This window comes from Methylorubrum pseudosasae, assembly GCF_029504475.1.
In the GTDB taxonomy this organism is placed as follows: Bacteria; Pseudomonadota; Alphaproteobacteria; order Rhizobiales; family Beijerinckiaceae; genus Methylobacterium; species Methylobacterium extorquens.
On the sequence record NZ_JAQGDU010000002.1, the window covers coordinates 423,070 to 445,114 of the forward strand.

The window sequence follows — 22,045 nt, forward strand, 5'->3', positions numbered from 1 at the left end:
CGAAGACGGTCTCAGCCGGAGCTCGTCAGCGGCTATGAGGAAGACATTCTCCGCCTCTTCCGCACAAGCCCCGTAAGCGCGTGCCTCGGAGGATGTCTTTGTGATGTCCGACTAAGGCACGCAAGCGTTCTTGCCGAAGCTGTGCCGTGCCGAATCCTTTCGGGCGCGCTATCTACTCTTTTGCTAGACATGAGTTTTCCCCCTTCGATGCCCTCGGCGTCGGGCTGGGGCCGTCGCAGCGATCTTCCCCAGATGATGGGTGCGAGGTGCGACGCAGACCGGTCTGGTGGTCTGACGCGATGGCCGTGTTTCGAGGGCGAGCCGCTTCTTCGAACCCTGAAGGCGGAGCCAGACCTGGTTTCCGTCAGTTCGTGCGAGGCCGAGCTCTGGCCCGGAACGTGATACGCGTCAGCTCGGACGGAGGACCTAATCGCAGGGCGAAGCCCGGCCACAGCGCCGTGCCGTTGTTGACGTAGAGCGTCATACCACCAACCGCATATGCGCCCGAGACGAAGCCGCCATTCGCCCGTGCGACCAGCCTATCGAGGCCCACGATCATCCCGCCGTGCGTGTGACCCGACAGTTGCAGGGCCACACCCTTCGAGGCCGCCCTGGCCGCATCCCTCGGCTGATGGTCGAGGAGGATGATCGGGGCGCCGACCGGAGCACCGGCCAACGCCGCATCGAGGTCGTGGGCCGGCTGGCCGGAATGCGAGGCCGAAAGGTCGGTCACGCCCGCCAGGACGACGGCATCATCACCGCGCCTCAGGACCGTGTGCCGGTTCGCAAGCACGGCCATGCCCAACTCGGCATAGTGGCGCATCCACGCCGTGTACTCGAAGAAGTATTCGTGGTTGCCGGGGATCAGCCAGACCCCATCGGGGGCCCGCAGATCACGCAGCGGTTCGACGTCGGCACGGCGGGTGGCAAGGGATCCGTCGATCAGGTCACCGGTGACCACGATAAGATCGACACCGAGCGCGTTGGATCGCGCCACGACCTCGCGCGTCCAACTCGCCGGGAACAGGCGGCTGATATGCAGGTCCGTCAGCTGGAGAAGGGTATAGCCGTCGAAGCCGGCCGGGAGGTTCTCGATCTCGACGGTGACATCCTTTAGCGGGGGCACCCGCACGGCCTGCTGCACCGCGACCGCCGACAGAAGCATGGCCAGACCTGCTTCGGCGTAGCGCCACGTCGTCGGCAGCGGCCAGCCGCCTCCGGGCACGAGCTTGCTGGCCAACGCCACGACATCGAGCGCCAATTGCATCGCCGCCAACAGGAAGATGGCGCCGAAAGCCCAGTTGAACAGGATGACCAACGCGCGCGGAAACTCGGGTGAGAACACCGAGCCTGAGGAGAGGCGGCTCCACAGGTGGTACTGGGATGCAATGAGCAGGAGGATCGCAACGCAGGCCTTCAGCGCGAACGGCCAAGGCAGGGGCCACAGCACCCTGGCGATGACGTACAGGCAGGGCAGACCGAAGATCAGGTGAAACATGAACCGTCCGAGCGGGGCGAGAGTTGGTGCAACCGCTACGAGCGGGGACGATATCGGCGTGATGGATGCCGCGACGATTCGGGGACGAGGTAAGCTGTGGGCGCCACGGCGAGGAGCGAGCTCCAGGCCTCGCTCCATGACGACAACGGTGAGGGGTCGCCTCGGAATGCCAGGTCGAGGAAGGCCAGCGCGCCTTCCGCGGTCGCCTGTTTCACCTGCGGATTGAGCGTTACTCCGCCTGTCAGCAGCCGGTCGGTGAAGATGCTGTGCGACCCGCCCTGGAAGACCGCCAGCGCCTTCCTTGTCGTCCCGACCGCCTCGTAGACCTCAAGACGATCCTGCACGGGCGACCGTCGACCGGGCAACGCGATGACGTCCGCAGTCGCGGTCACGTGGAAGGTTGGGATGGTGATGGCCGCGAGCACGGCATGCAGGTCACGCTCGCCGTAGAAGGGCGGCGCCGAGATGACGATGCCGGCCTTGAAGCGCATGTCCCTACGATCAATTGTCCGCCCTTCGCGAACAACGCGCGCCCCGCCGACGATCAAGGTCGTGTTCGCACCGTAGGAATGGCCGGCGGCGACGATACGCGCCCGGTCGATGAACGCGGCGAAGGCGCTGTCCTTGTCGAGGATCCGGTCCAGAGCGAAGCTCACATCGGCGGCCCGAGCGATGGCCTCGCGTTCGTCCGCTGCCACGTTCACGCGATCGAGAACCTCGAACGGATTGCCGGCCCAGACGCTGCCGTCGCTCCCGACATGCTGCACGTGAAGGCTCGCGTAGCCATTGGCCGCCCAGTGGCGCCCAAGATAGCTGTAGCCGGTCCGCGACTGACCGAGGCCGTGCGAGAAGACGATCAGGGGAACAGGCCCCGCCGGTACCCCGGGCGACGGCCAGTACAAGCGCGCCGGCACGCGGCGGTCGCGACGGGCGTCGACCCAGTCCAGATCGGCGATACGGACGTCCTCGGGAGCCGCCTCGGCCGGACAGATCGCGCGCGTGACCACGCCTGTCGCGAAGCCGCCGACGACCATGGCCGTGAAGCGACGCCGGCTGTAGCCGAGGCGCGGAATTGCGTCTTCCCTCACAGGGGCCTGCCTCTTTGAGACGGTGGCGACATCGACACACGTCGCTGGCTAAGGCACTTGCCGGCCTGAACGCGGTGAGGAGGCGCACACCGCGGGCGGCCGTCGTCGCAGCCATTTCACCGATGACAATCGCCAGCAGAAAACGCCCGCTCTGACCGCATGGGCCTAAGTGCCAATAGCGGCGCATATTCCCAACAGGCGGCGTACGAATTCTAACTCGAGCGATCTCCCGGGCCGCGGCTGGCGGAGGTGGCAGCTCTCTGACGGCTGCCATCCAGGCGGCTCACGGGTTCCTGGCCATCCCGTTCGGCTATTCGGTCGGCGGTGAGGTGTGGAACGCGGGCGACATTCGAGATGTCGCCCCGGACCGAACGGCCGAGGCTTTGGCTGTGCTTCACAGTCTGCCGCTACGGTGGTCTCCCGCGGAGCCGAACACGCCTTGCTGCGGGCAACGCACACCCCGGAAGTGCATCTGTTGGCGGGCCAGGACCATAACCCGCATGGCGAGGATGAGAACGAGCACCACCGCAAGCTCATCACGCTCCTGCGGCGAACGTTGGGGGCCGCTTAGGGTGGAAAGCCGCTGTTCAGCGCGCGGATGCTGAACGTCGGCTCTGCGCCAGCAGCCGACATTCAACTCGTTAGACCGGAATTGCCGCTCCCGACGCTCTGCGGACGTTTGGTACGATCATCCCTGGCCGCATAATCCCCTGACGTCATGAGTTTTTGTGCAAGTGGCATTTTAGCAGCAGGCAGATCGGCCAGCATCGGCTTTAAGCGGACGTGCTGGAGCACTGCCCACCCAAGGCCCTCGCAGGATCATGACCGGAAGCAACAGGCCAATTCTACACGTCTCGGTAGTGGCGGGCGTACTGCTCACTCTCGCCATTCCGTCCTCTGCTCAGGCCAAACCAAGCGACAAGCCTCAGACGCAACAGAATGGTTCGCCTGGAGGCAGTGCAGACAAGGATCAGAAGGCGGAGAAGTCCGACCAGAAGGACGTCGATACCGAGCACCTGTTCGGCTTCACGGAGGGCGCTGATGCCGGAGAGAAGGGTGAACAGGAAGTCGTAATCGATACCGTCACACGCGTCAGCAAGCGCAGAGACGGTCCTGGCCCATCGACTTATCGCGTGCTCGATACGCGGTTCGCCTACCAGTTCAACCCCATCGACAAGCTGAGTATTGAATTCAGCGCTTTCGGCACGCTGCGGCGGCAACGCAACATCGTGGATCTGGACGACAAATCCTACGGCACCTTCGACGGTGTCTCCATGGAGGTGAAGTACCAGTTCCTGAAAGGTACGAAGGAGCAGCCATTGGGGCTCGCCCTGGAGGTGCGTCCCCGATTCACGCGTATCCTGCCCGTTGAAGGCAATGGCGCCAACATCTTCGACATTGAGAGCCTGCTCCAGATCGACGTTCAGGTGGTGCCGGACAAGCTCTGGTACGGCAGCAACATCAGCTTCGAGCCCGCCGCTGGCCGCCAGCGGGGTGGTGGTCCTGGCTACCGCTCCTCGACATTCCTGTGGTCGAACGTCCTGGTGGGACGGATTGGGGAGAACACGTATTTCGGTCCGGAAGTACGCTACCTACGCGGATATGAGGGAATTTTCCTAAACCAGCTGGAGAGCGAAGCGCTCACTGTGGGGCCCGCCCTGCATCATAGGTTTACTGAGAAGATCTGGCTGACAGCCGCGTATGCGGGGCAGGTTTGGGGTCGGGATGCAGATCCGACCCTCGCTGGCCGTGCCCTTGGGCTCAACCAGTTCGAGCGGCACAACGTCCGGGTCAAGTTTGGCATGGAGTTCTAACTCGGGTTCGCCTCGGCACCGAGGTTGACCTTCGAATTGGCGGCCACCGTCTGCGCCTGATTGGCAGCGGTGCCGATCTATTCCATGGCCAAGGCGGCCATCAACAGCCCGACCCACGCCCGCGCCGCGTTCCGCCTGAACATTGGCCTCAGCCGCCCGTGCAGGCCGGAAGTCGTCGCCGCCGTCGTGTTCCTCGCATCCGACCGGGCGGGCTTCGTCACCGGGACGAACCTGCGCGTCGACGGCGGGTCGGTGTCGACGCTCTGACCGGATCGCGGTAGCCTCGCATGATGCCCTCTATTTCCCCGGCATCGCGGAAGCGAACCGACGTCAGGCCCGTCCCGCTGCCCTCCGACTGCGCCGTGGCCTCCTGGTACGCTGGCGCCGACCTCGCCGATGCCTTCGCGGTGAGGCTGCCCGGGCCGGGGCAGCACGACTTATCCAGGCTTGCCGAGGATGCGCTTTCGAACCCAGCAGCCTGGGTCACCATGGCCATGTGGTTGCGCGACGGGGCCGTGCGCCCCTTCGGGGTGCGGACGTCGGGCCAAATCCGGACCCGGTTGGAGACCGGCGGACGGGACCGGATCGGTTTCTTCCCCGTGCTCTCGCGCTCAGACCGGGAGATCGTGCTCGGCGAGGACGACCGCCACCTCGATTTCCGCCTGTCGCTGCTTCTGGTCACGCGCGACGATGGACGGGAAGACCTCACCGCCACCAGCGTGGTCCGCTGCCATAACCTGTTCGGGCGCGCTTACCTCGCCGCCATCCACCCCGGGCATGTACGCGTCGTCCGCTCCGCCCTGGCAAGGGCCGGGATGCGCTGAATGCGCCGCCGCGCGTCCCGAACGGCACTTTGACCCGCCCTGATGAGGAGCCGTGTCCTCAGATGTCGATCCGGGCGCCGATCTCGACGGCCCTGTCGACCGGGATGCGGAAGTAGCGGGACGCGTCCGTCGCCGCGCGCGCCATGGCGATGTAGAGCCGATCCTGCCAGACCGGCATGCCTGTCTCCGGCGAGGGCACCAGGACCCGCCGGGTCAGGAAGTAGGACAGGTTGCTCGCGTCGAAGCCGGCTGCGGCCAAGGCACGGGGCAGGTCCGGCAGCTCCATGAACCCGAAGCGCACCGTCACGCAGGTGAAGACGTCCGAGAGCGGCTTGACCGTCACGCGGTCCGCCTGAGGCACCCGCGGCAGGTCCTCGGTGACCACGTGCAGGATGACGTTGCGGGCATGCAGCACGTGGTTGTGCTTCACGTTGTGCATCAGGGCCCCCGGCGTGTCGCCCGGCGAGCCGGTCAGGAACACGGCCGTGCCCGGTGCCCGCAGGACCGAGCCGGTCTCGGCCATGCGCGTGAAGTTCGACAGGGGAACGCGGCGCCGGTGGATCTCCTCAGCAACCAGGGCCGAACCGCGCCGCCAGGTCCACATGGCCGTCACAAGGGCCGCCCCGATGGTCAGCGGCACCCAGCCGCCATGGAGCAGCTTGAGCGCGTTGGCGGACAGGAACACCAACTCGATGAGCAGGAACGGAGCGATGACCACGGCCGCCAGCACGGGTGACCAGCGCCATGCCTTCCAGGCAACGATGAAAAGCAGGCTCGCCGTGATGACCATGTCGCCAGTGACCGCAATGCCGTAGGCCGCCGCCAGCGCGCTCGACGACTTGAACAGCACCACCAGGAACACGACGGCCACGAGCAGCCACCAGTTCACCCGCGGAATGTAGATCTGCCCCTTCTCGGTCTCGGAGGTCCGCTGCACGCGCATACGTGGCAGCAACCCGAGCTGCATGGCCTGCTGGGTGATCGAGAAGGTGCCGGTGATGACGGCCTGGCTCGCGATGACGGTCGCCACGGTGGCGAGCAGCACCATCGGCAGCAGGGCCCAGGACGGGTAGAGCAGGAAGAAGGGGTTCTCGATGCGCTCGGGATGGGCGAGCAGCATGGCGCCCTGTCCCAGGTAATTCAGGGCGAGCGCCGGCAGGATCAGGCCGAACCATGCCGCACGGATCGGCGAACGGCCGAAATGGCCCATGTCGGCGTAAAGCGCCTCGGCGCCGGTCACGGCGAGGAAGACGGCACCCAGCGCCAGCAGGCCGGCCGTGCCATGGTTGAGCAGGAAACTGACGCCGTAGGCCGGGTTGAAGGCCGCCAGGATGCTCAGGTCGTCGGCGAGATGGCTGAGGCCGCCGAGCGCCATGACGACGAACCAGAATGCCGTGATCGGCCCGAAGAAGGTCGCCACCCGCGCCGTGCCATGGCTCTGGACCGCGAACAGGCCGATCAGGATAGCGAGGCTGAGGGGTAGCACGTACGGCTCGAAGGCCGGGGTGACGAGCTTCAACCCTTCGACGGCGGACAGCACCGAGATGGCCGGAGTGATGATGGCGTCGCCGTAGAACAGGGCGATGCCGACCATGCCGAGCACGATGACGAAACTGCCGGACTGGCCGAGCACCCGCTGGGCGAGCGCCACCAGGGAGGGCGTGCCGCCTTCACCCTCGTTGTCGGCGCGCATGACGAGCAGCACGTACTTCAGCGTCACGATGAGGATGAGGGCCCACAGGATCAGCGAGACGACGCCAAACACCATGTCGCGCGTCGGGGCGTGCCCCCCGCCTGCGGCAGCGTGCAGGGATTCCTTCAGCGCGTAGAGGGGGCTGGTCCCGATGTCGCCGTAAACGATGCCAACGGATCCGAGGGTCAGCGCCCAAAAGCTCGTCTTGGAGCCGTGGCCCGCATCGGCCGACGGCGGCGTCTGCAAGGCCGAGAGTTCAGTTGTGGAACCCGACATCCGACGCTTCCTCCGAACACGGGCAATTCCCGCCAGGATCGGCCTTCAACGGCCAAACGGCTCGGTTCGTTCGCGGCAAAAGCATCTTGCTCGGGCAAGCCACACCATTCCCACATGCCACCCGAGGGCTGGCTCGGACACCCGAGGAACCATTGCTGCGGCCGCGGACCTTCGCTCCCCGCGCCCAGCCGACTGCCGGGATCCCAGGGAAAGTTTCGATGATCGGCAAGCCAATCCGACACGCTCGCCGGCGCGGCGGCACCGGCCTGCCCGGTCACGATCGTGTCGACGACGAGCTTGGCGACATAGAGAATCAAGGCAGGGATGGCCGCGCGGGCAAGGCGCAAACCGATACTGGCGAGCGTCAGGGTGCGGCTCGTCGCCCAGGCAAGGTGGAACAGGGCCGGGAGGTGCCGGAACGGACCGATCCGTGTCGCGGCTGCGGGGCGAAGCCGGGCGGTGGCTGACGGAAACAAACGCACTGCGCGCCGCTCGGGCGTTCCCGGCTGTGTCGAAGGACAGCGAACACGTCCCGTACGGGATTGCCACGCGTTCCGGGGCGGTGACGACACGCGACACGATGGCGCCGGCGATCCGGCGGCTGCCCCCCTCAACGGAGTCTACCGTCTATGTGCGGGCCGGTCTTGGCGGCCTCACTGAGTCGGCATTGAAGCTGCGGCATCAGGCTCTGCGCACCACCTCGAACCAAGTCGGCTGCGCATCTGTTGGCGCACCATCATCGGCAGCTTCAACGGTAAGCTCTCACCGTGTCTGCAATCCGGATCTCCTCGCCCGAACTGCCCGAGCTGCCAGCCGAGGCCTTCACGAAACGTGACCCCTCGCCCGATTCCCGCTTCTACAGGGAGCCGCGCTTCGTCACGCATATCGATGAGCCGGCCATTGCCGCGGTGACGCGCCTGTACGCCGAACTACTCCCCTCGGGCGGCATCATCCTCGACATGATGTCGAGTTGGGTCAGCCACCTTCCCCCGGAGAAAGCCTTCGCGGCGGTGATCGGCCATGGCTTGAACCAGCGCGAACTCGACGCCAACCCACGGCTGACACGACGCTTCGTGCAAGATCTGAATGCCGACCCGCATCTCCCTATCGAGAGCGCGAGCGTCGACGCGGCGCTGATCTGCGTGTCGGTGCAGTACCTCCAGCAACCGGTGACGGTGCTGTCCGAGGTTGCGCGCGTGCTCCGCCCAGGATCGCCGGTCATCGTCAGCTTCTCGAACCGCTGTTTCCCGACCAAGGCTGTCGCGATCTGGACGGCTCTCGATGCTAGGGGGCACGCGCAGCTCGTCGATCTGTATCTGCGACGCGCAGGTTTTGCGCGAACCGAAACACGGGTCCTGATCCCAGATGGTGGCCTGAGCGATCCGGTGACGGCTGCGGTCGGCTGGTTCGCACCGGAATGACGGGCCATTCGGCTCGGGAACGGTACAACAAGCACCACGTGGGCTTAAACGGCGGCTTGGGGCCGATGAGGCGGCCGAGGTTCCACGGTCGGCGCGTGGTGTCGCTGGCTGAAGGCATGATGGAACTCCGTTTTGGAAGCCATCAGCATCGCACCCGCATCCGCCCGCGCCGCAGCTGTGCGCTTCGAGCTGAAGTCGTGTCGTTGCCTCCGAGCAGGCGTGCCGCCACGAAAGGGCATGCGGTCGGCATCGGCTCCCCTTAAAAGAGCCCCATGTCCGATGCCCTGTTTTCGCCGGCCGCGGCCCGCAACGCCGCCCCGATCGTCGAGGTCCTCAAGCGCGTTCTCCCGCCCGGCGGCCTTGTCCTCGAGATCGCGAGCGGGTCGGGCGAGCACGCCGCTCACTTCGCTCGTGCGCTACCCGCACTTGTCTGGCTGCCCAGCGATCCGGATGAGGCGGCCCGTCGCAGTATCGTCGCCCACGCCCGCGCCGCCGGGCTGGCGAATATCCGATTGCCACTGGCGATCGACGCGACCCGTCAGCCGTGGCCGGTGACACGGGTGGACGCGGTTATTGCGATCAACATGATCCACATCGCCCCCTGGGACGCGAGCATCGGGCTGATGGCTGGCGCGGAAGCGACGCTCCCGGAGGGGGGGATCCTCTACCTCTACGGTCCTTTTCGGGAGGATGGCGCCCACACCGCACCGAGCAACGCCACGTTCGACGACAGCCTGCGCGCGAGGAATGCCTCCTGGGGCGTCCGCGATCTCGAGGCGGTCGCGGCGGCCGGCCGGGCACACGATCTGCATTTGGTCGAGCGCGTCCCGATGCCGGCCAACAACCTCAGTCTGATCTTTCACCGAGGGTACCGAGGCTCCGCCGTTGACAGGGAGTTCACGCCTTGACCGCCTCACGCCAGACCAGCGCGGTCATCGTCGGTGCGTCCGGCGGCATAGGTGGGGCCTTGATCCGCGCGCTCGCCGAGTCTGCTGCCTACGCGCCCATCTTCGCGCTCTCGCGCTCGGCATCGTCTGTTCCGCAGGGTGTGCGAACGCTCCCGATCGACCTAACCGACGAGGCGACGGTTGCCGCGGCGGCGGTCAGGGTCGGCGAGGCCGGACCCGTCGGCCTGGTCATCGTCGCCACCGGCCTTCTTCACCGGACAGGCGTCTCGCCCGAGAAAACGGTCAAGGCGCTCGATCCCACCGCGATGGCCACCGTCTTCTCCGTCAACACGATCGGCCCAGCGCTCGTCGCCAAGCATTTCGTGCCTCTGCTGGCGCAACGGGAGCGATGCGTGTTTGCGGCCTTGTCGGCGCGGGTCGGATCGATCGGCGATAACCGACTTGGCGGCTGGTACGCCTACCGCGCCTCGAAGTCGGCGCTGAACCAGATTCTGCGAACGCTCGCGATCGAGGTGGCCCGCAGCCGACCGGAGGCGATCGTCGTGGGCCTGCATCCGGGCACGGTCGCCTCCGGCCTGTCGCGGCCCTTCCGGCCGGCCCCGACGGCCGACGGCGTCTTCTCTCCCGAGGAGAGCGCGTCGCATCTCCTGCGCGTACTGAACGGCCTCAGCGCGGACGACACCGGCGGCGTCTTCGGCTGGGACGGCTCGCCGATCCCCGCCTGAGCGCGGTCTCGGCGCGAACGGATGCCCTGGGGCGGCGCCGTACGATCGTCTGGAGCCGGGCTCGCTTACGACATGCGACACGTCCGGACCTTCGCTCTCGCACGGCAGTCGGTCCGCTGCTGACGCGTGAACGGGCGTAAAACGTGTTGATCGCGAGGCGCTTCAGCGATGCGCCTCTTTGCTCGGCGCACGACGTACGCCGCCGATACCGCGGGAAGCGGTTGCGCTCGCTGAAGGCGAAACAAATCGCGCCCCGCCGTCCTTTTATGTTCATTGGAAGAGGCGGCCTTGGCGGACGCGATCATGCCTGATCTGGAGGAAACAGCGCGTTCTAACGCACTGGGCCGCTACGCAATCTTAGACACGGCTCCAGAGCCGGCCTTCGACGACCTTGTGCTCCTCGCCTCGCGGATCTGCGAGGCGCCTGTCGCACTCATCAGCCTTGTTGGATCAGATCGGCAGTGGTTCAAGGCACGCATCGGCCTTGCCCCTTCCGAAATGCCCATCGAGCAATCGGTCTGCCGTCATGCTTTGAAGCAGGCCGGACTCTTTGTGATCCCGGACCTGACGCTCGATCCGCGGACCTCCGGCAATCCTCTCGTCACGGGCGAACCCCACATCCGGTTCTACGCCGGAGCACAACTGGTGACCTCGGACGGTGTCGCTTTCGGCACGATCTGCGTCATCGACACCAAGCCGCGGCCGGAAGGCCTCACGGATAACCAGGCCAGCAGCCTTGAGGCCCTCGCCCGGCAGGCCATGTCACAGATGGAGCTCCGTCGCGTGATCGCCGAGCGCGCTGAGACGGCGCTGCGCAGGAGCGAGGAACGGTTCCAGGCTTTGGCCAACCTTGTTCCCGGCTTTCTCTGGAGCAGTGACCTTGTCGGTCGAGCAACGTGGTTCAGCGAGCGCTGGTACGAGTATTCCGGCCAATCTGAACCGGAGGCTCTCGGCTATGGCTGGCAAACGGTGATCCACCCAGACGAGCGCGAGTACACAATCACGGGCTTCCGGGCCGCTATGGATCAGGAACGGCCGTATAACCGTGAATACCGCATTCGCGGGAAGGATGGCATCTACCGCTGGTTCATGGTCCGTGCTGAGCCGATACGGGATGCCGCTGGGCAGATCGATCGCTGTTACGGAGCGGTCACGGACATCCACGATCTGCATGAGCTGCAGCAGCGTCAAGCGGTGTTGGTGGATGAGCTGCAGCACCGCACCCGCAATCTTCTCGCCGTGGTGCGCTCGATCGCGCAGCAAACGATGACCCAGACTGGTCCGACCGAGCAGTTTTGCGACCGGTTCAACGACCGTCTCGCGGCGCTCTCACGGGTGCAGGGTCTGCTCTCACGTTCCGACAAGGAGCCGATCACCATCCAGGCGTTGATCCAGATCGAGCTCGACGCGTTCGGGGCTGCCGCGATGCAGGCTCGAGTGGCGCTGAAGGGGCCGCCGGTCCGCTTGCGCAAGGTCAGCGTGCAGACACTCGCTCTCGCCCTGCACGAGTTGGCCACCAATGCGCGCAAGTACGGCTCTCTCGCCAACGAGCAGGGGAGGCTCTGGGTGAGCTGGGATACCTACAGGGGAGAGGACGAAGAGCGGCGGCTATCGCTGGTTTGGCAGGAAGAGGGTATCCGCCGGCCCCAGGAAGGCAGTCCGATCCGGCGGGGCTACGGGCGTGACCTGATCGAGAAGGCGCTGCCCTACGCACTGAAGGCCCGCACCAGCTACGAACTCAGTGAGGCTCAACTGCGCTGTGTCATCGACCTACCGCTCACCGATGGCGCGAAGAAACGGCCTTGAAGATCTCCGCGGCAAACTTGCCGGCACGTCAGCTTTGGACGTTCATCGCGAGCGCATCGAGCTTCCGCTTCCGATCCACTGCGGACATCTCAAGTTTCCGACGCGCATAGACTCATCTTTCTGCGTGCGGCGAGCGCTAGAGGCGCCGTAGCGACAGCGAACCGGGGGCAGGCCGCTAGCGCGGCAGCACCTTTGCCTCCTGCAGGCGGCGAATGGCGGACACCAGAGCTTCGACGCTGTCGACACTCTCGCCGAACCCAGCGCGCCGGATCTTGCCCATGTCGGAAACGAGGTCGAAGTCGCTGTGAAACACGAAGTCGCCGAAGCCCCAGCCGACCGCACGCTCGTAGGGCATGTCGCTCAAGCCCTGTTCAGCCACCAGCTTCTCCCAGGCCGGCTTCTTGTTCGCCATGTGGGTGGCGAGGCGCATGGGAACCGGCGGCCCGAGCAGCAGATCGAGCGAGGCGGCGAGCTTCTCCCAGACCCGCCGCCACCGGAAAGGTTCGTGTACGTAGTTGAAGGCCTCGCCGCGCGCGGCGTCCGCCGTCGCAGCCCAAAGGCTTGCCCGGCCAAGGGCGCGGGCATCTGTGACCTGGGCGAACACGCCCTCGTAGACGTGCGTGGGACCAGGGAAACGGAACGCTGCCCCTTCCATACGGCACAGGGCGGCGTAGGCGCCGATCACCATGGCGATGTTCATGGCGTTACCGGCCGCGTCGCCGACCACCACGTCGGGGCGCAGGATCGACCACGCCGCACCGCCGCGCTCCGCCCGACGCCGCAACACGTCCTCCTGCGTGAAGTAGAAGTTCGGCCCGATGTGGCGCGGGTTCTCGTCCTCGTAGAACGGTGCAGGAACCGGCCCGAGGTGGACGCCATAGACCTTCGCGCCCTGATACAGGACCACGCGCTCCAGCGGCGCGCCGACGGCGTCCAGCCCGTCGAGGAGGTTGCGCAGCATCGCGCCGTTCACCCGATCCTCTTCGGCGAGGCTCGGATGCGGCGCGAGCGCGGCGTAGAACAGATGCGTCGTATCTCGGGCCTGTGCGAGGGCGGCGCGGGTCGTGTGTGGATCGGTGAGATCGCCGCGATGTCCCCGCTCGATCCGTGCGGTCGACGCGAGAGGGCACGCGCGTGCCAACCGTCCGCTGCCGCAAGTTCCTGCATCAGCGCCTTGCCGATGATGCCATTCGCGCCCGCAACCAGGGCCCTTCGGATCTCTGCCATCATCGCTCGCGTGGGTGCCGGGGGACCGGTGCGCTCTGCTGTGCCGCTGTGGGGCGAACGACGCGCAGCCAACATGCGGTCAACCCACCGGAGCAAGATCCGTTCGAGAGCCGGAGTCTTCGCGTGCTCGACCGCGCTCCACAGAGGCAGCGCTTGCCTATGGCTCGGTCTTGATGAACTTGGGCCGTTGCAGGCTCGAAGAGGCGCCTCATGCAGCAGGACGAGGCGGAAGGCGAGGATTGGCGATCCGTCAGCACGCGAGGGCCTGACGAGCGGAGCATCGGCGTCGCGCTCACCCGATCACGCGAGCCCAACCGTGGCCGCACGGCTGATCAGCCCTCCGACATTCCGGCTCTAGGCTGGCGGGACATCCTCTGGCGGGTCGTCTTCTCCCTACAGCGCGATCGGGTTCTGGCGACGGCGGGCGGTGTCGCATTCTTCGCCCTGCTCGCAGTCTTTCCCGCGCTCGCCACGATCGTTTCGCTCTACGGCCTGTTCTCGGACCCGACAGCGATCGGACAGCACCTGAGCCTGCTTGCAGGCGTTCTGCCGAACGGCGTGCTCGATCTGCTGTCGGAGCAACTCGTCCGCATCGCCCGGCAGAGTACGGGTGCTCTCAGCACCGCCTCGCTGCTCAGCATGATCATTGCATTCTGGAGTGCGAACTCGGGGGTGAGCGCGCTGTTCGATGCGCTCAACGTGATCTACCGAGAGCGCGAGAAGCGATCGCTGGTGGGCTTCTACGTAACCACCTTCCTGTTCACCCTGACCGGCATCGTCTTCGTTCTCGCGTCGACCGGCATGGTGGTGATCCTACCGATCGTACTGAGCCGCATAGGCTTGGGCGGACTTGCCGATACAGCGCTTCGCATCCTGCGCTGGCCTGCCCTCCTGCTGCTCGTTAGCCTGAGCCTGTCACTGACCTATCGCTATGGCCCGAGCCGACGAGAGGCGAAATGGCGCTGGGTCAGCTGGGGCAGCGTCGCCGCCTCTCTCTCCTGGGTCTGCACCTCTGTTCTGTTCTCTTGGTACGTGGCCAGTTTCGACAGCTACAACCGTGTCTACGGATCGCTCGGTGCCGGCGTCGGATTCATGACGTGGATCTGGCTGTCCGTCGTCATCGTGCTGCTTGGGGCGGAACTGAACGCCGAGATGGAGCGCCAGACTGCCCGCGATAGCACCGCGGGGCGACCCAAGCCCCTCGGATCACGCCAAGCCTTCACGGCCGACACCGTCGGTCCGGCCCAGGATTGAAGCACGTACCGGGCGGTTCCGTTCACAGGGGTGAGTTGGGTCGCACGGACCTCCTGCTTAACGCCAAATACACCGAATGCTCATTCCTGACCCCGAGCAGCCATTTGCGACGGGGCCGGTTGAGGTCCGGTTGAGCCGCGAAAGCGGCCTCTCAGTCGTTCGCGGGTGAGTGCGGAACTCTCAAGTCGTGAGCAGATCGGCTGGGCCTTTCAACGAGATCCAGCGCAAGCGCACCGGTTTGCAGAAAGCGCGCGAACGCTAGGCGACGTGGAGGGACCGGTGTTCAACCGTGGTGGGCGGTCCGCTCCGTCGCTCTGTGCGGCGAGGTAACTCCGCCAGCCGCCGTATCGGGTGATGTCCGTACCAGAGGCGATCCCCTCGGCCTCAACTAGAAACCCCTTGGGACTGGTGCCGTCAGCGAGGTGAAGGGTACCGATGCCGAGTGGGGCCGGGATGGCGGCCACGAAGCGGCCGAAGGCGGCCGGCGACAGGGCCCAGACTTCGGCTGCGATGTTCGCGCCCGCACCGGCCGCAACTCGCAACAGGCCCGGCCGCCGGGGCGGACCGCCGGGCAGCGCGTAGAGCCGATAATCCGGCCGCGTGGCGCCCATCCGGAGGAAGCGTGCCCCGAGGCCGGTCAGCTCGCGGTTGAGCGGAAGTCCCGAGAGATGCGCGCCGATCACCGCGAGTTCGATTTCGTCTGGGCCCGCGCTCGCCGGCCCGGCCTCCGGCACCGGCACCGACTCCCCGCTCGTGCCGATCGGGACGCCGGCCGCCGCGTGAAGGCGGGCGCCTAAGGCGGCGAGGAGCCCGTCCCGGCCGCGCGGCGCGATCAGCGTGAGGCCCGCCGGCAGCCCGTCGGTCCGGAAGCGGCCCGGCACCGCGAGCGCGCAGAGGTCGAGCAGATTGACGAAGTTCGTGTAGGTCCCGAGTTCGCTGTTGGGGCCGATCGGGTCGACTTCAAGTTCGGCGCAGGCGACCGGCCGCGGGTAGGTCGGCACCACCAGCACGTCGATGTGCTCCCACAGGGCGTCGGCAGCCCGGCGCAGCTCGGCCAACCGGTAGAGGCCAGCGAAGGCGTCAGCGGCAGTAAAGGCCGTGGCCCGGCCGATCACCGCGCGGGTGGTCGGGTGCAGCGCTTGCGGTGACCTCTCGATGAGCGGACGGACCGCCTGATAGCGCTCAGCGACCCAGGGGCCGTCGTAGAGAAGCGCGGCGATGGCGAACATCGGCGCGAGATCGACTGCATTGGGCCGTCCGGTGAGGGTAGCGAGGTCGTCGAGTCCCGCCACGAAGGCAGCCTCCGACAGGGGATCGCCGCCGAAGCGGAGGCTTGCGGCATCCGGCATGCCGACGCGCAGGCCCGGCGGCAGCCCGGGTGGCTGGGTCGGCACGGGTAGGTCGCGGGAGTAGGGATCGGCCGCGTCGTAGCCTGCCATGATCCGAAACACCCGGTCGGCATCCGCGACCGTGCCAGCGAAGACCGAGACGGTGTCGAGCGTCCGGCAGGCCGGCAGCAGGCCCCGGTTCGACACGGACCCGAGCGAGGGTTTCAGCCCGACCACGTTGTTGAGGCCGGCCGGCACCCGCCCGGAGCCCGCCGTGTCGGTGCCGAGCGCGAAGGCGACGAGCCCGTGCGCCACCGCTACCGCCGAGCCGCTGCTCGACCCGCCGGGCACGAGGTCGGCGTTCAGGGCATTGCGCGGGGCCGGATGGGGCGTGCGAAGGCCAACGAGGCCCGTGGCGAACTGGTCGAGATTGGTCTTGCCGATCAGGATCGCACCCGCGGCCAGCAGGCGCGCGACGCAAGGTGCGGTCTCGGACGGCACGAAGGCGAAGTCCGGACAGGCCGCTGTAGTGGGCAGGCCGGCGACGTCGAGATTGTCCTTGACCGCGAAGGGCACACCCCAGAGCGGTTTTTCGGTCGGGTCGAAGGGCCCGAGCGCCGCCGCGGCTGCGAAAGTCTCTGCCTCAGGCAGCAAGGTGAGGAAGATACCCGGATCGTCGATGGCGGCGAGTCGCCGGTAGGTCTCGGCCAGGACTTCTCGCGGGCCGAGGCCGCTGGCGTAGGCCGCGTGCAGGGCGGAGATTGTCGGGAAGGGAGGCACGGGTCCGTCCTCGTCGTTAAATGTCACAGGCCTGCGAGGCGGGCGCCTTCTCGGGCGATTGGGCCGTCCGGCGCAATCAGGGCGTCGAGCACCCGGAAATGGTCGGCTCCCGGCACGACGTGCAGATCGCCAGCGAGGCCCAGCGCCCTGCGGGCGGCGTGGTAATCCTCGGATTGGCGGCACAGCTCGGGCAGCTCGGCCCCGCCATAGATCACCGAGACGGGCGGCCCGTCCGGAGCGAGGCGGCGGATGGGCGAGAGCTCGGCGACCTCCCCATCGGTGAGGCGCAGCGCGTCGTTGAGTGCGGTCCCAGCGATCGGTTCGAGATCGAAGATCCCGCTCACGGCCAGGGCGGCATCGACTGTGTCGGCGGCGAGCGTTGTCATCAGCGCCGCGAGATGGCCACCGGCCGACCAGCCCGCGACGACGAGGCGCGAGAGTCCGATCTTCTGCCGCAGCAGGCGCAATGCCGCCCCGACCTCCCCTGCGATCTGGGTGAGGCTTGCCTCCGGCGCCAGCGTGTAGCCCACCAGCGCCACATCCAGGCCGAGGGCGAGAGGCCCCTCGGCCATGCAGGTGAAGTCTTCGCGGGCGTTGCGCTGCCAGTAGCCGCCGTGGATGAAGGCGAGGCAGGGCGCCCCCGCCGCGCCGCACCGGTAGAGATCGAGGGCCTGCCGCGGGCCGGGGCCGTAGGCCAAGGTCTGCCCCGCCTTGCCTTCGCGGAAGGCGGCACTGCGGACGCGCCAACCCGCCACGAGGGCAGCGCTGTCCCGGACTGCCCCCGAATTGTCGTAGGCCCGGGTGAGCCCGGCGCGGCCGAGGTCGCGCCAGTGCACGGCATCGGCCGCGGCCATTAGGCGGCCTTCGGCGCGTGGTGGCTGTGGAGCTGAGCCGACAGCATGCGGCGCAGATCGTTGAAGGCAGGGCTCGACACGTCCCGGCGCCGCGGCAGGTCGACGGTGTGGACGGCCTCGATCCGGCCCGGCCCCGGCGACATCATCACGATCCGGTCGGCGAGGAAGATCGCCTCCTCGATGGCGTGGGTGACGAACAGCACGGTAAGGCCGGTCCGGGCCCAGAGGTCGAGGAGTTCGTCCTGGAGGCGCTCGCGGGTCATGGCGTCGAGGGCACCGAACGGCTCGTCCATGAGGACCATCTCGGCCTCGTTGGCGAGCACCCGGGCGATGGCCACGCGCTGCTTCATGCCGCCCGAAAGCTGGTGCGGATAGGCGTCGGCGAAGCGGCCGAGACCGACCAGATCGATATAGCGGCGCGCGGTGTCGCGGACCTCCGCCGCGGGGCGGCCCCGCGATTTGGGGCCGAAGCCGATATTGTCGCGCACGGAGAGCCAGGGGAACAGGCCGTAATCCTGGAAGACCATGCCGCGGCTCGGCGCAGGACCGGCGATCGGCTTGTCCCACATCAGGGCCTGGCCCGAACTCGGCGCCTCGAAGCCGGCAGCGATGCGCAGCAGGGTCGACTTCCCGCAGCCCGAGGCGCCGAGCAGGCAGACGAACTCCCCCCGCTGGACGGTGAGGCCGGCGCCGCGCAGGGCCTCCGTCCGTCGGCCTTGCGCCGTGTAGGTCTTCGAGACGTCCCGGATCGTCAGAATGGGAACGGTGGGCTCAGCCATGGGAGGGGCTCCACGAGAGGAGGCGGCGGCCGATGCGCATGACGATCCAGTCCGAGACGAAGCCGGCGACGCCGATCACGCCCATGCCGCAGATCACGATCTCGGTGCGCGAGAGTTGGCGTGCCTCCATGATGACGGCGCCGAGGCCGGTCTGGACGCCCGTCATCTCGCCGACCACGATCACCACCCAGGCGAAGCCCAGGCCGAGCCGCAGACCGGTGAAGATCGAGGGGAGGGCGGCGGGCAGCACCACCCGGAGGAACTGGGCGGGACCCGTGCAGCCCAGCATCGCGGCCGCCTCGAACAGGCGCGGCTCCACCGAACGGACGCCGAACACGGTGTTGACGAGGATCGGGTAGAAGGCGCCCAGGAACACGAGGAAGAAGGCCGAGGTGGCCCCGAGCCCGAACAGGATCATGGCCAGCGGCAGCCACGCGGTGACAGGGATCGGGCGCAGGATCTGCAGCACGGGATCGAGGAGCGCCCGGACCAGGGGCACCCGCCCGATCATCAGCCCGAGCGGCAGGGCTGCCACGGCGGCCAATGCGAAGCCGCCATAGACCCGCGACAGCGAGGCCCAGAGATGGGACCAGAGAGTGGCGCTGAAGGCGTCGTCGTTGATCCCGCCGAACGCCATGTCGCTCAGGGCTAGCCACACTTCGGCGGGAGGCGGGACGAGGCTGTAGGGCCGGTTCGCGGTGGCGAAGTGCCAGAGCGCGAGGGCCGCCAGCGGCACCACCAGCGCGAGGACAGGGCCGCGCAAGCGGTCGAGAAGGTTGCGGAGCGGAGCGTTCGGCCTTGGGCTCGGACCCTGAGCCGGCATGGCGGTCGGCAAGTCGGCGGGGAGGGCGGCGCCCTCGATCGCGGCGCTCACGCGTCCCTCATGGCATCAACGAAGCGGGTGTCGATGAAGCCGTCTTCGGGAAGGCGCTTGATCTGCTTCAGTGCCAGCATGCGATCGGCATAGATCTTGGCCTGCCGCACCTCGTCGGGCCCGAGCTTCCAGGTCAGTTCGACGTTCGGGGCCGAGATCGCCAGCGCCTCGCGCTTCTGGCCCAGCTTGGCCACCGCCATGGCGATCATCGCCTCCCGGTCCTTGGCCGCGAACTCGGTGGCTTTGCGGTGGATCTGCAGCATGGTGCGCACTAGGTCGGGCCGCTCGGCCAGCGTGTCCCGATGGGCGCCGAACACCATGTTGAGCGAGCCCATCTCGGTGCCGTAGGGGTACTCGACGAGCTGGCCGATGCCCGAAGCGAGGCTGACGCCGGGGGCGGGCTCGGCACCGACATAGGCATCGACGTCGCCGCGGGCGAGCGCGAGGTGCATCTCCGAGAAGGAGATGCGCACCGGGGTGATGTCCTTCACGGACAGTCCCTCCATGCGCATCCGCTCCAGGGCGAACACCTCCTGCGTGCTGCCGGGCCAAATCGCCACGCGCTTGCCGCGCAGGTCCTTGATCGTCCGGATGTCGGAATCCTTGCGGGCGATCACCCCCATGCCGCGGTTGCAGGTGGAGGCGATCACGACGATCGGCTCGCCCGCCGCGGCCCCGAGCGTCGCCGCCGCGAGCCCGAACATGCCGAAATCCACCGACTTCGTGACGACGGCGTTCTTGCCCTCGGTCGGGCTTTCGAACGGGATGACCTCGACCCGCACGCCTTCGGGCGTGAAGCGCTCGTAGAAGTGGGGCGCGATCGAGTGAATGAGCTTGAGCGAGCCCATCCGGATGACGGTCGGAGCGGACTGTGCCCGCGCAACGCGGCCGGGGAGTGAGCTCGCGACGAGGCCGGCTCCGAGACCGGCGAGGAGGCTGCGGCGGTCGATCATCGGGCGGCTCCTGCATGTACCGATGCCATGAGCCTAGGAAGCAGGACTGTTGCCGGGAAGTGCTAATTCTTGACGGCGCTGTTGAATTTTTGGCAACACCGTGCGGGAGGACCGGGATGAAGCATCTGCGCAGCCTTACCGCGGTGGCCGAGGTCGCTCGCAGCGGATCGATCCGGCGGGCAGCCGAGCGCCTCAACATCACGCCCTCGGCGCTGACCCGGCAGATCCAGGACATCGAGTACGAGCTCGGAACGCCGATCTTCGAGCGCCTTGCCCAAGGGATGCGCCTGAACGCGGCGGGGGAATTGTTGGCGCGGCACATCCGCGATCAGGCCGCGGACCTCGACCGGGTTCGCTCGCAGATCGCCGATCTCTCCGGCGTGCGCCGAGGCCAGGTGGCGCTTGCCTGCAGTCAAGCCTTTGTCACCCGGATGATCCCGGAGGAGGTCGAGACCTACCGGGCACAGTTTCCCCAAGTCGCCTTCACCGTGCAGGTGCGCGATCACGTTCAGGCGGTGGCCGCCCTCGCCTCGTTCGAGGCCGACCTCGCGCTCATCCTCCAGCCGCCGCCCTCGGCAGAGCTGCATGCGCTCTATGCCGGCCGTCAGTCCCTGTGCGCCCTCATGCGGGCGAGCCATCCCCTGGCCTCCGAGGACGGGCCGATCCGGCTGCGCGACTGTCTCGGCCACGCCCTGGCGCTGCCCGACCGTTCGCTCGCCATCCGCCACCATATTGAGCAGGCGCTCGCCCGGCGCGGGGTCGAGATGCGCGCGACCGTGGAATCGGGATCGCTGGAATTTCTGCGCAACGTCGTCCTGCGGGAGGATGTCGTCAGCTTCCAGGTGCCGAGCGGCATTCCGGACGATCCGCGCCTGCGCAGCCGTCTGATCGATGCCCGCGACCTCGAACCGATGAGCGTCGTGCTGGCGCAACTGCGCGGACGTCTGCTCCCGGTCGCCGCCAGCAAATTCGCCGACCAACTCGCCGCACGCCTGAACCGTCAGGTGACCACAGCCTGACCGACTCTCGAGGATGTCAAAGCCGGGTGGGTTAGGACGGCGTGATCGTTGGATTGCCGAGGCGGTGAGCCGGCTCGGAACGGAATGTCGCGGACTTGCTGCCCTCCTCGGCACGGGGCCAACATGCGTAGCGGGTTTGGTTGCGCCGGCAGGCCTCGGCCCCGTGGAGCGCCGTACCGGCGAGGCGGTAGAGGATTAGCGGGCCCCCGCCCGTGCGGACGCCCGCGGCCACGCCGCTGCTGACCGTGACGGCCCCTGCGTCGAGCCCTGCCGACAGGCTCCCGAGCAGCGCGCCTGCTGCTTGGACTGCGCCGGAGACTCGCTGCGCCCCGGCCTGGTCTGTGTCGAGCCGCGAGCCTCTGTCTGATCAGCTGAAGATACAGCTCCCCAGAACTGGATAAGGTCCGGACTTGGATCATGAGCGGACCTTTAGAGGGCAAGGCCGAGGGTCTGCGAACGGCGCAAAGCTGAACAAGGTGGAGGCGAACTCCTGGCCCCTGGCAGACCCTCAAGCCTGCCGGCCGAGACGTCCGCTTGGTCGGAAGAAGCGGACCTTTGAGCGGCGGTCACGACATCAGGATCTCGCGTCTCCCGGCTTGAACATTCCGGGCAGTGGCAGCGTGCGTGACAAGAGCGGCCATTCCAGAAGCCATGTTTGAAGGTCTGGAAGTGGCGCTTTTCGGACGAAAGAACCGTAACCTGAGGACCGACAGCTGTTGCTTGGGCGAACGGACCAGACTCGAGCGACCCCGGCCTTAGCCTGATTGCCACTGTTGCTGATCCTCACGGAACCACCTGCTGTCCGCAGCGGTATTCCGGGCATGTTCTTTTTCTTCTCCAACCGGTTGGGCTGTCTCGGCTCGATCCTAATCTCCGTGCTGCTCACGGTCATCCTGATCGGGATCTTCCGGGGGGTCTGAGGCC

The 22,045-nt window shown here is 67.2% G+C and carries 20 protein-coding genes; 11 read left to right on the forward strand and 9 right to left on the reverse strand.

Features of this window, described 5'->3' with window-relative positions:
- Positions 1–364: 364 nt before the first annotated feature.
- Together M2437_RS02765 and M2437_RS02770 are read right to left on the reverse strand one after the other, a co-directional pair.
- Positions 365–1,498 (reverse strand): metallophosphoesterase, encoded by a 1,134-nt coding sequence (locus tag M2437_RS02765; protein WP_253389687.1) that lies wholly within the window; start codon positions 1,496–1,498, stop codon positions 365–367.
- Between the two features lie 35 nt (positions 1,499–1,533).
- Positions 1,534–2,586, reverse strand: a complete 1,053-nt coding sequence (locus M2437_RS02770; protein WP_253389309.1) for an alpha/beta hydrolase family protein — start codon at positions 2,584–2,586, stop codon at positions 1,534–1,536.
- 821 nt (positions 2,587–3,407) lie between these two features.
- Here M2437_RS02770 and M2437_RS02775 point away from each other — a divergent pair.
- The 3 genes from M2437_RS02775 (at position 3,408) to M2437_RS02785 (ending at position 5,224) form a co-directional block, all read left to right on the forward strand.
- Complete coding sequence (locus M2437_RS02775) at positions 3,408–4,400, forward strand: DUF6662 family protein (protein WP_253389310.1); 993 nt, start codon at positions 3,408–3,410, stop codon at positions 4,398–4,400.
- A 69-nt stretch (positions 4,401–4,469) separates the two neighbouring features.
- Positions 4,470–4,667, forward strand: a complete 198-nt coding sequence (locus M2437_RS02780; protein WP_277570204.1) for an SDR family oxidoreductase — start codon at positions 4,470–4,472, stop codon at positions 4,665–4,667.
- A gap of 95 nt (positions 4,668–4,762) precedes the next feature.
- Positions 4,763–5,224, forward strand: a complete 462-nt coding sequence (locus M2437_RS02785; protein ID WP_253389312.1) for a DUF2867 domain-containing protein — start codon at positions 4,763–4,765, stop codon at positions 5,222–5,224.
- A gap of 58 nt (positions 5,225–5,282) precedes the next feature.
- Here M2437_RS02785 and M2437_RS02790 read toward each other — a convergent pair whose 3' ends face one another.
- Positions 5,283–7,193, reverse strand: a complete 1,911-nt coding sequence (locus M2437_RS02790; protein ID WP_238508794.1) for a potassium transporter Kup — start codon at positions 7,191–7,193, stop codon at positions 5,283–5,285.
- A gap of 218 nt (positions 7,194–7,411) precedes the next feature.
- On the opposite strand from M2437_RS02790, the gene M2437_RS02795 reads away from it, so the two are divergent.
- The 5 genes from M2437_RS02795 (at position 7,412) to M2437_RS02815 (ending at position 12,053) form a co-directional block, all read left to right on the forward strand.
- A complete protein-coding gene (locus M2437_RS02795; protein ID WP_253389313.1) occupies positions 7,412–7,660 on the forward strand; it encodes a hypothetical protein in 249 nt (82 codons plus the stop codon).
- 300 nt (positions 7,661–7,960) lie between these two features.
- The gene (locus M2437_RS02800) at positions 7,961–8,614 is read left to right on the forward strand and encodes a methyltransferase domain-containing protein (RefSeq protein ID WP_253389314.1); all 654 of its coding nucleotides are present in this window, start codon (positions 7,961–7,963) and stop codon (positions 8,612–8,614) included.
- A gap of 272 nt (positions 8,615–8,886) precedes the next feature.
- On the forward strand, positions 8,887–9,522 hold the full coding sequence (locus tag M2437_RS02805) for a DUF938 domain-containing protein (RefSeq protein WP_253389315.1): 636 nt from the start codon (positions 8,887–8,889) through the stop codon (positions 9,520–9,522).
- The gene (locus tag M2437_RS02810; protein ID WP_253389316.1) at positions 9,519–10,247 is read left to right on the forward strand and encodes an SDR family NAD(P)-dependent oxidoreductase; all 729 of its coding nucleotides are present in this window, start codon (positions 9,519–9,521) and stop codon (positions 10,245–10,247) included. The genes M2437_RS02805 and M2437_RS02810 overlap by 4 nt, the downstream gene beginning before the upstream one ends.
- Positions 10,248–10,550: 303 nt before the next feature.
- Positions 10,551–12,053, forward strand: a complete 1,503-nt coding sequence (locus tag M2437_RS02815; protein WP_253389688.1) for an HWE histidine kinase domain-containing protein — start codon at positions 10,551–10,553, stop codon at positions 12,051–12,053.
- Between the two features lie 175 nt (positions 12,054–12,228).
- Here M2437_RS02815 and M2437_RS02820 read toward each other — a convergent pair whose 3' ends face one another.
- On the reverse strand, positions 12,229–13,194 hold the full coding sequence (locus tag M2437_RS02820; RefSeq protein ID WP_253389317.1) for an SDR family oxidoreductase: 966 nt from the start codon (positions 13,192–13,194) through the stop codon (positions 12,229–12,231).
- Between the two features lie 296 nt (positions 13,195–13,490).
- On the opposite strand from M2437_RS02820, the gene M2437_RS02825 reads away from it, so the two are divergent.
- Positions 13,491–14,534: a YihY/virulence factor BrkB family protein gene (locus tag M2437_RS02825; protein ID WP_056502726.1), complete on the forward strand. Its 1,044-nt coding sequence runs from the start codon at positions 13,491–13,493 to the stop codon at positions 14,532–14,534.
- A gap of 209 nt (positions 14,535–14,743) precedes the next feature.
- Here the strand turns inward: M2437_RS02825 and atzF are convergent, their stop codons facing one another.
- The 5 genes from atzF to M2437_RS02850 are packed head-to-tail and all read right to left on the reverse strand — an operon-like array spanning position 14,744 to position 20,102.
- On the reverse strand, positions 14,744–16,642 hold the full coding sequence (atzF, locus tag M2437_RS02830; protein ID WP_253389318.1) for an allophanate hydrolase: 1,899 nt from the start codon (positions 16,640–16,642) through the stop codon (positions 14,744–14,746).
- A gap of 23 nt (positions 16,643–16,665) precedes the next feature.
- A complete protein-coding gene (locus tag M2437_RS02835) occupies positions 16,666–17,496 on the reverse strand; it encodes an alpha/beta hydrolase (RefSeq protein ID WP_253389319.1) in 831 nt (276 codons plus the stop codon).
- Complete coding sequence (locus M2437_RS02840) at positions 17,496–18,275, reverse strand: ABC transporter ATP-binding protein (protein WP_015821744.1); 780 nt, start codon at positions 18,273–18,275, stop codon at positions 17,496–17,498. Before M2437_RS02840 ends, M2437_RS02835 begins: the two co-directional genes overlap by 1 nt.
- Positions 18,268–19,149, reverse strand: coding sequence for an ABC transporter permease (locus tag M2437_RS02845; RefSeq protein WP_253389320.1), 882 nt, complete (start codon positions 19,147–19,149; stop codon positions 18,268–18,270). Before M2437_RS02845 ends, M2437_RS02840 begins: the two co-directional genes overlap by 8 nt.
- Positions 19,146–20,102, reverse strand: a complete 957-nt coding sequence (locus tag M2437_RS02850) for an ABC transporter substrate-binding protein (RefSeq protein WP_253389321.1) — start codon at positions 20,100–20,102, stop codon at positions 19,146–19,148. Before M2437_RS02850 ends, M2437_RS02845 begins: the two co-directional genes overlap by 4 nt.
- Positions 20,103–20,218: 116 nt before the next feature.
- On the opposite strand from M2437_RS02850, the gene M2437_RS02855 reads away from it, so the two are divergent.
- Positions 20,219–21,121: a LysR family transcriptional regulator gene (locus M2437_RS02855; protein ID WP_253389322.1), complete on the forward strand. Its 903-nt coding sequence runs from the start codon at positions 20,219–20,221 to the stop codon at positions 21,119–21,121.
- Positions 21,122–21,894: 773 nt separating this feature from the next.
- Entirely contained in the window at positions 21,895–22,041 is a 147-nt protein-coding gene (locus M2437_RS02860; RefSeq protein WP_165301574.1) for a hypothetical protein, read from the forward strand.
- The last annotated feature ends 4 nt before the right edge of the window (positions 22,042–22,045 follow it).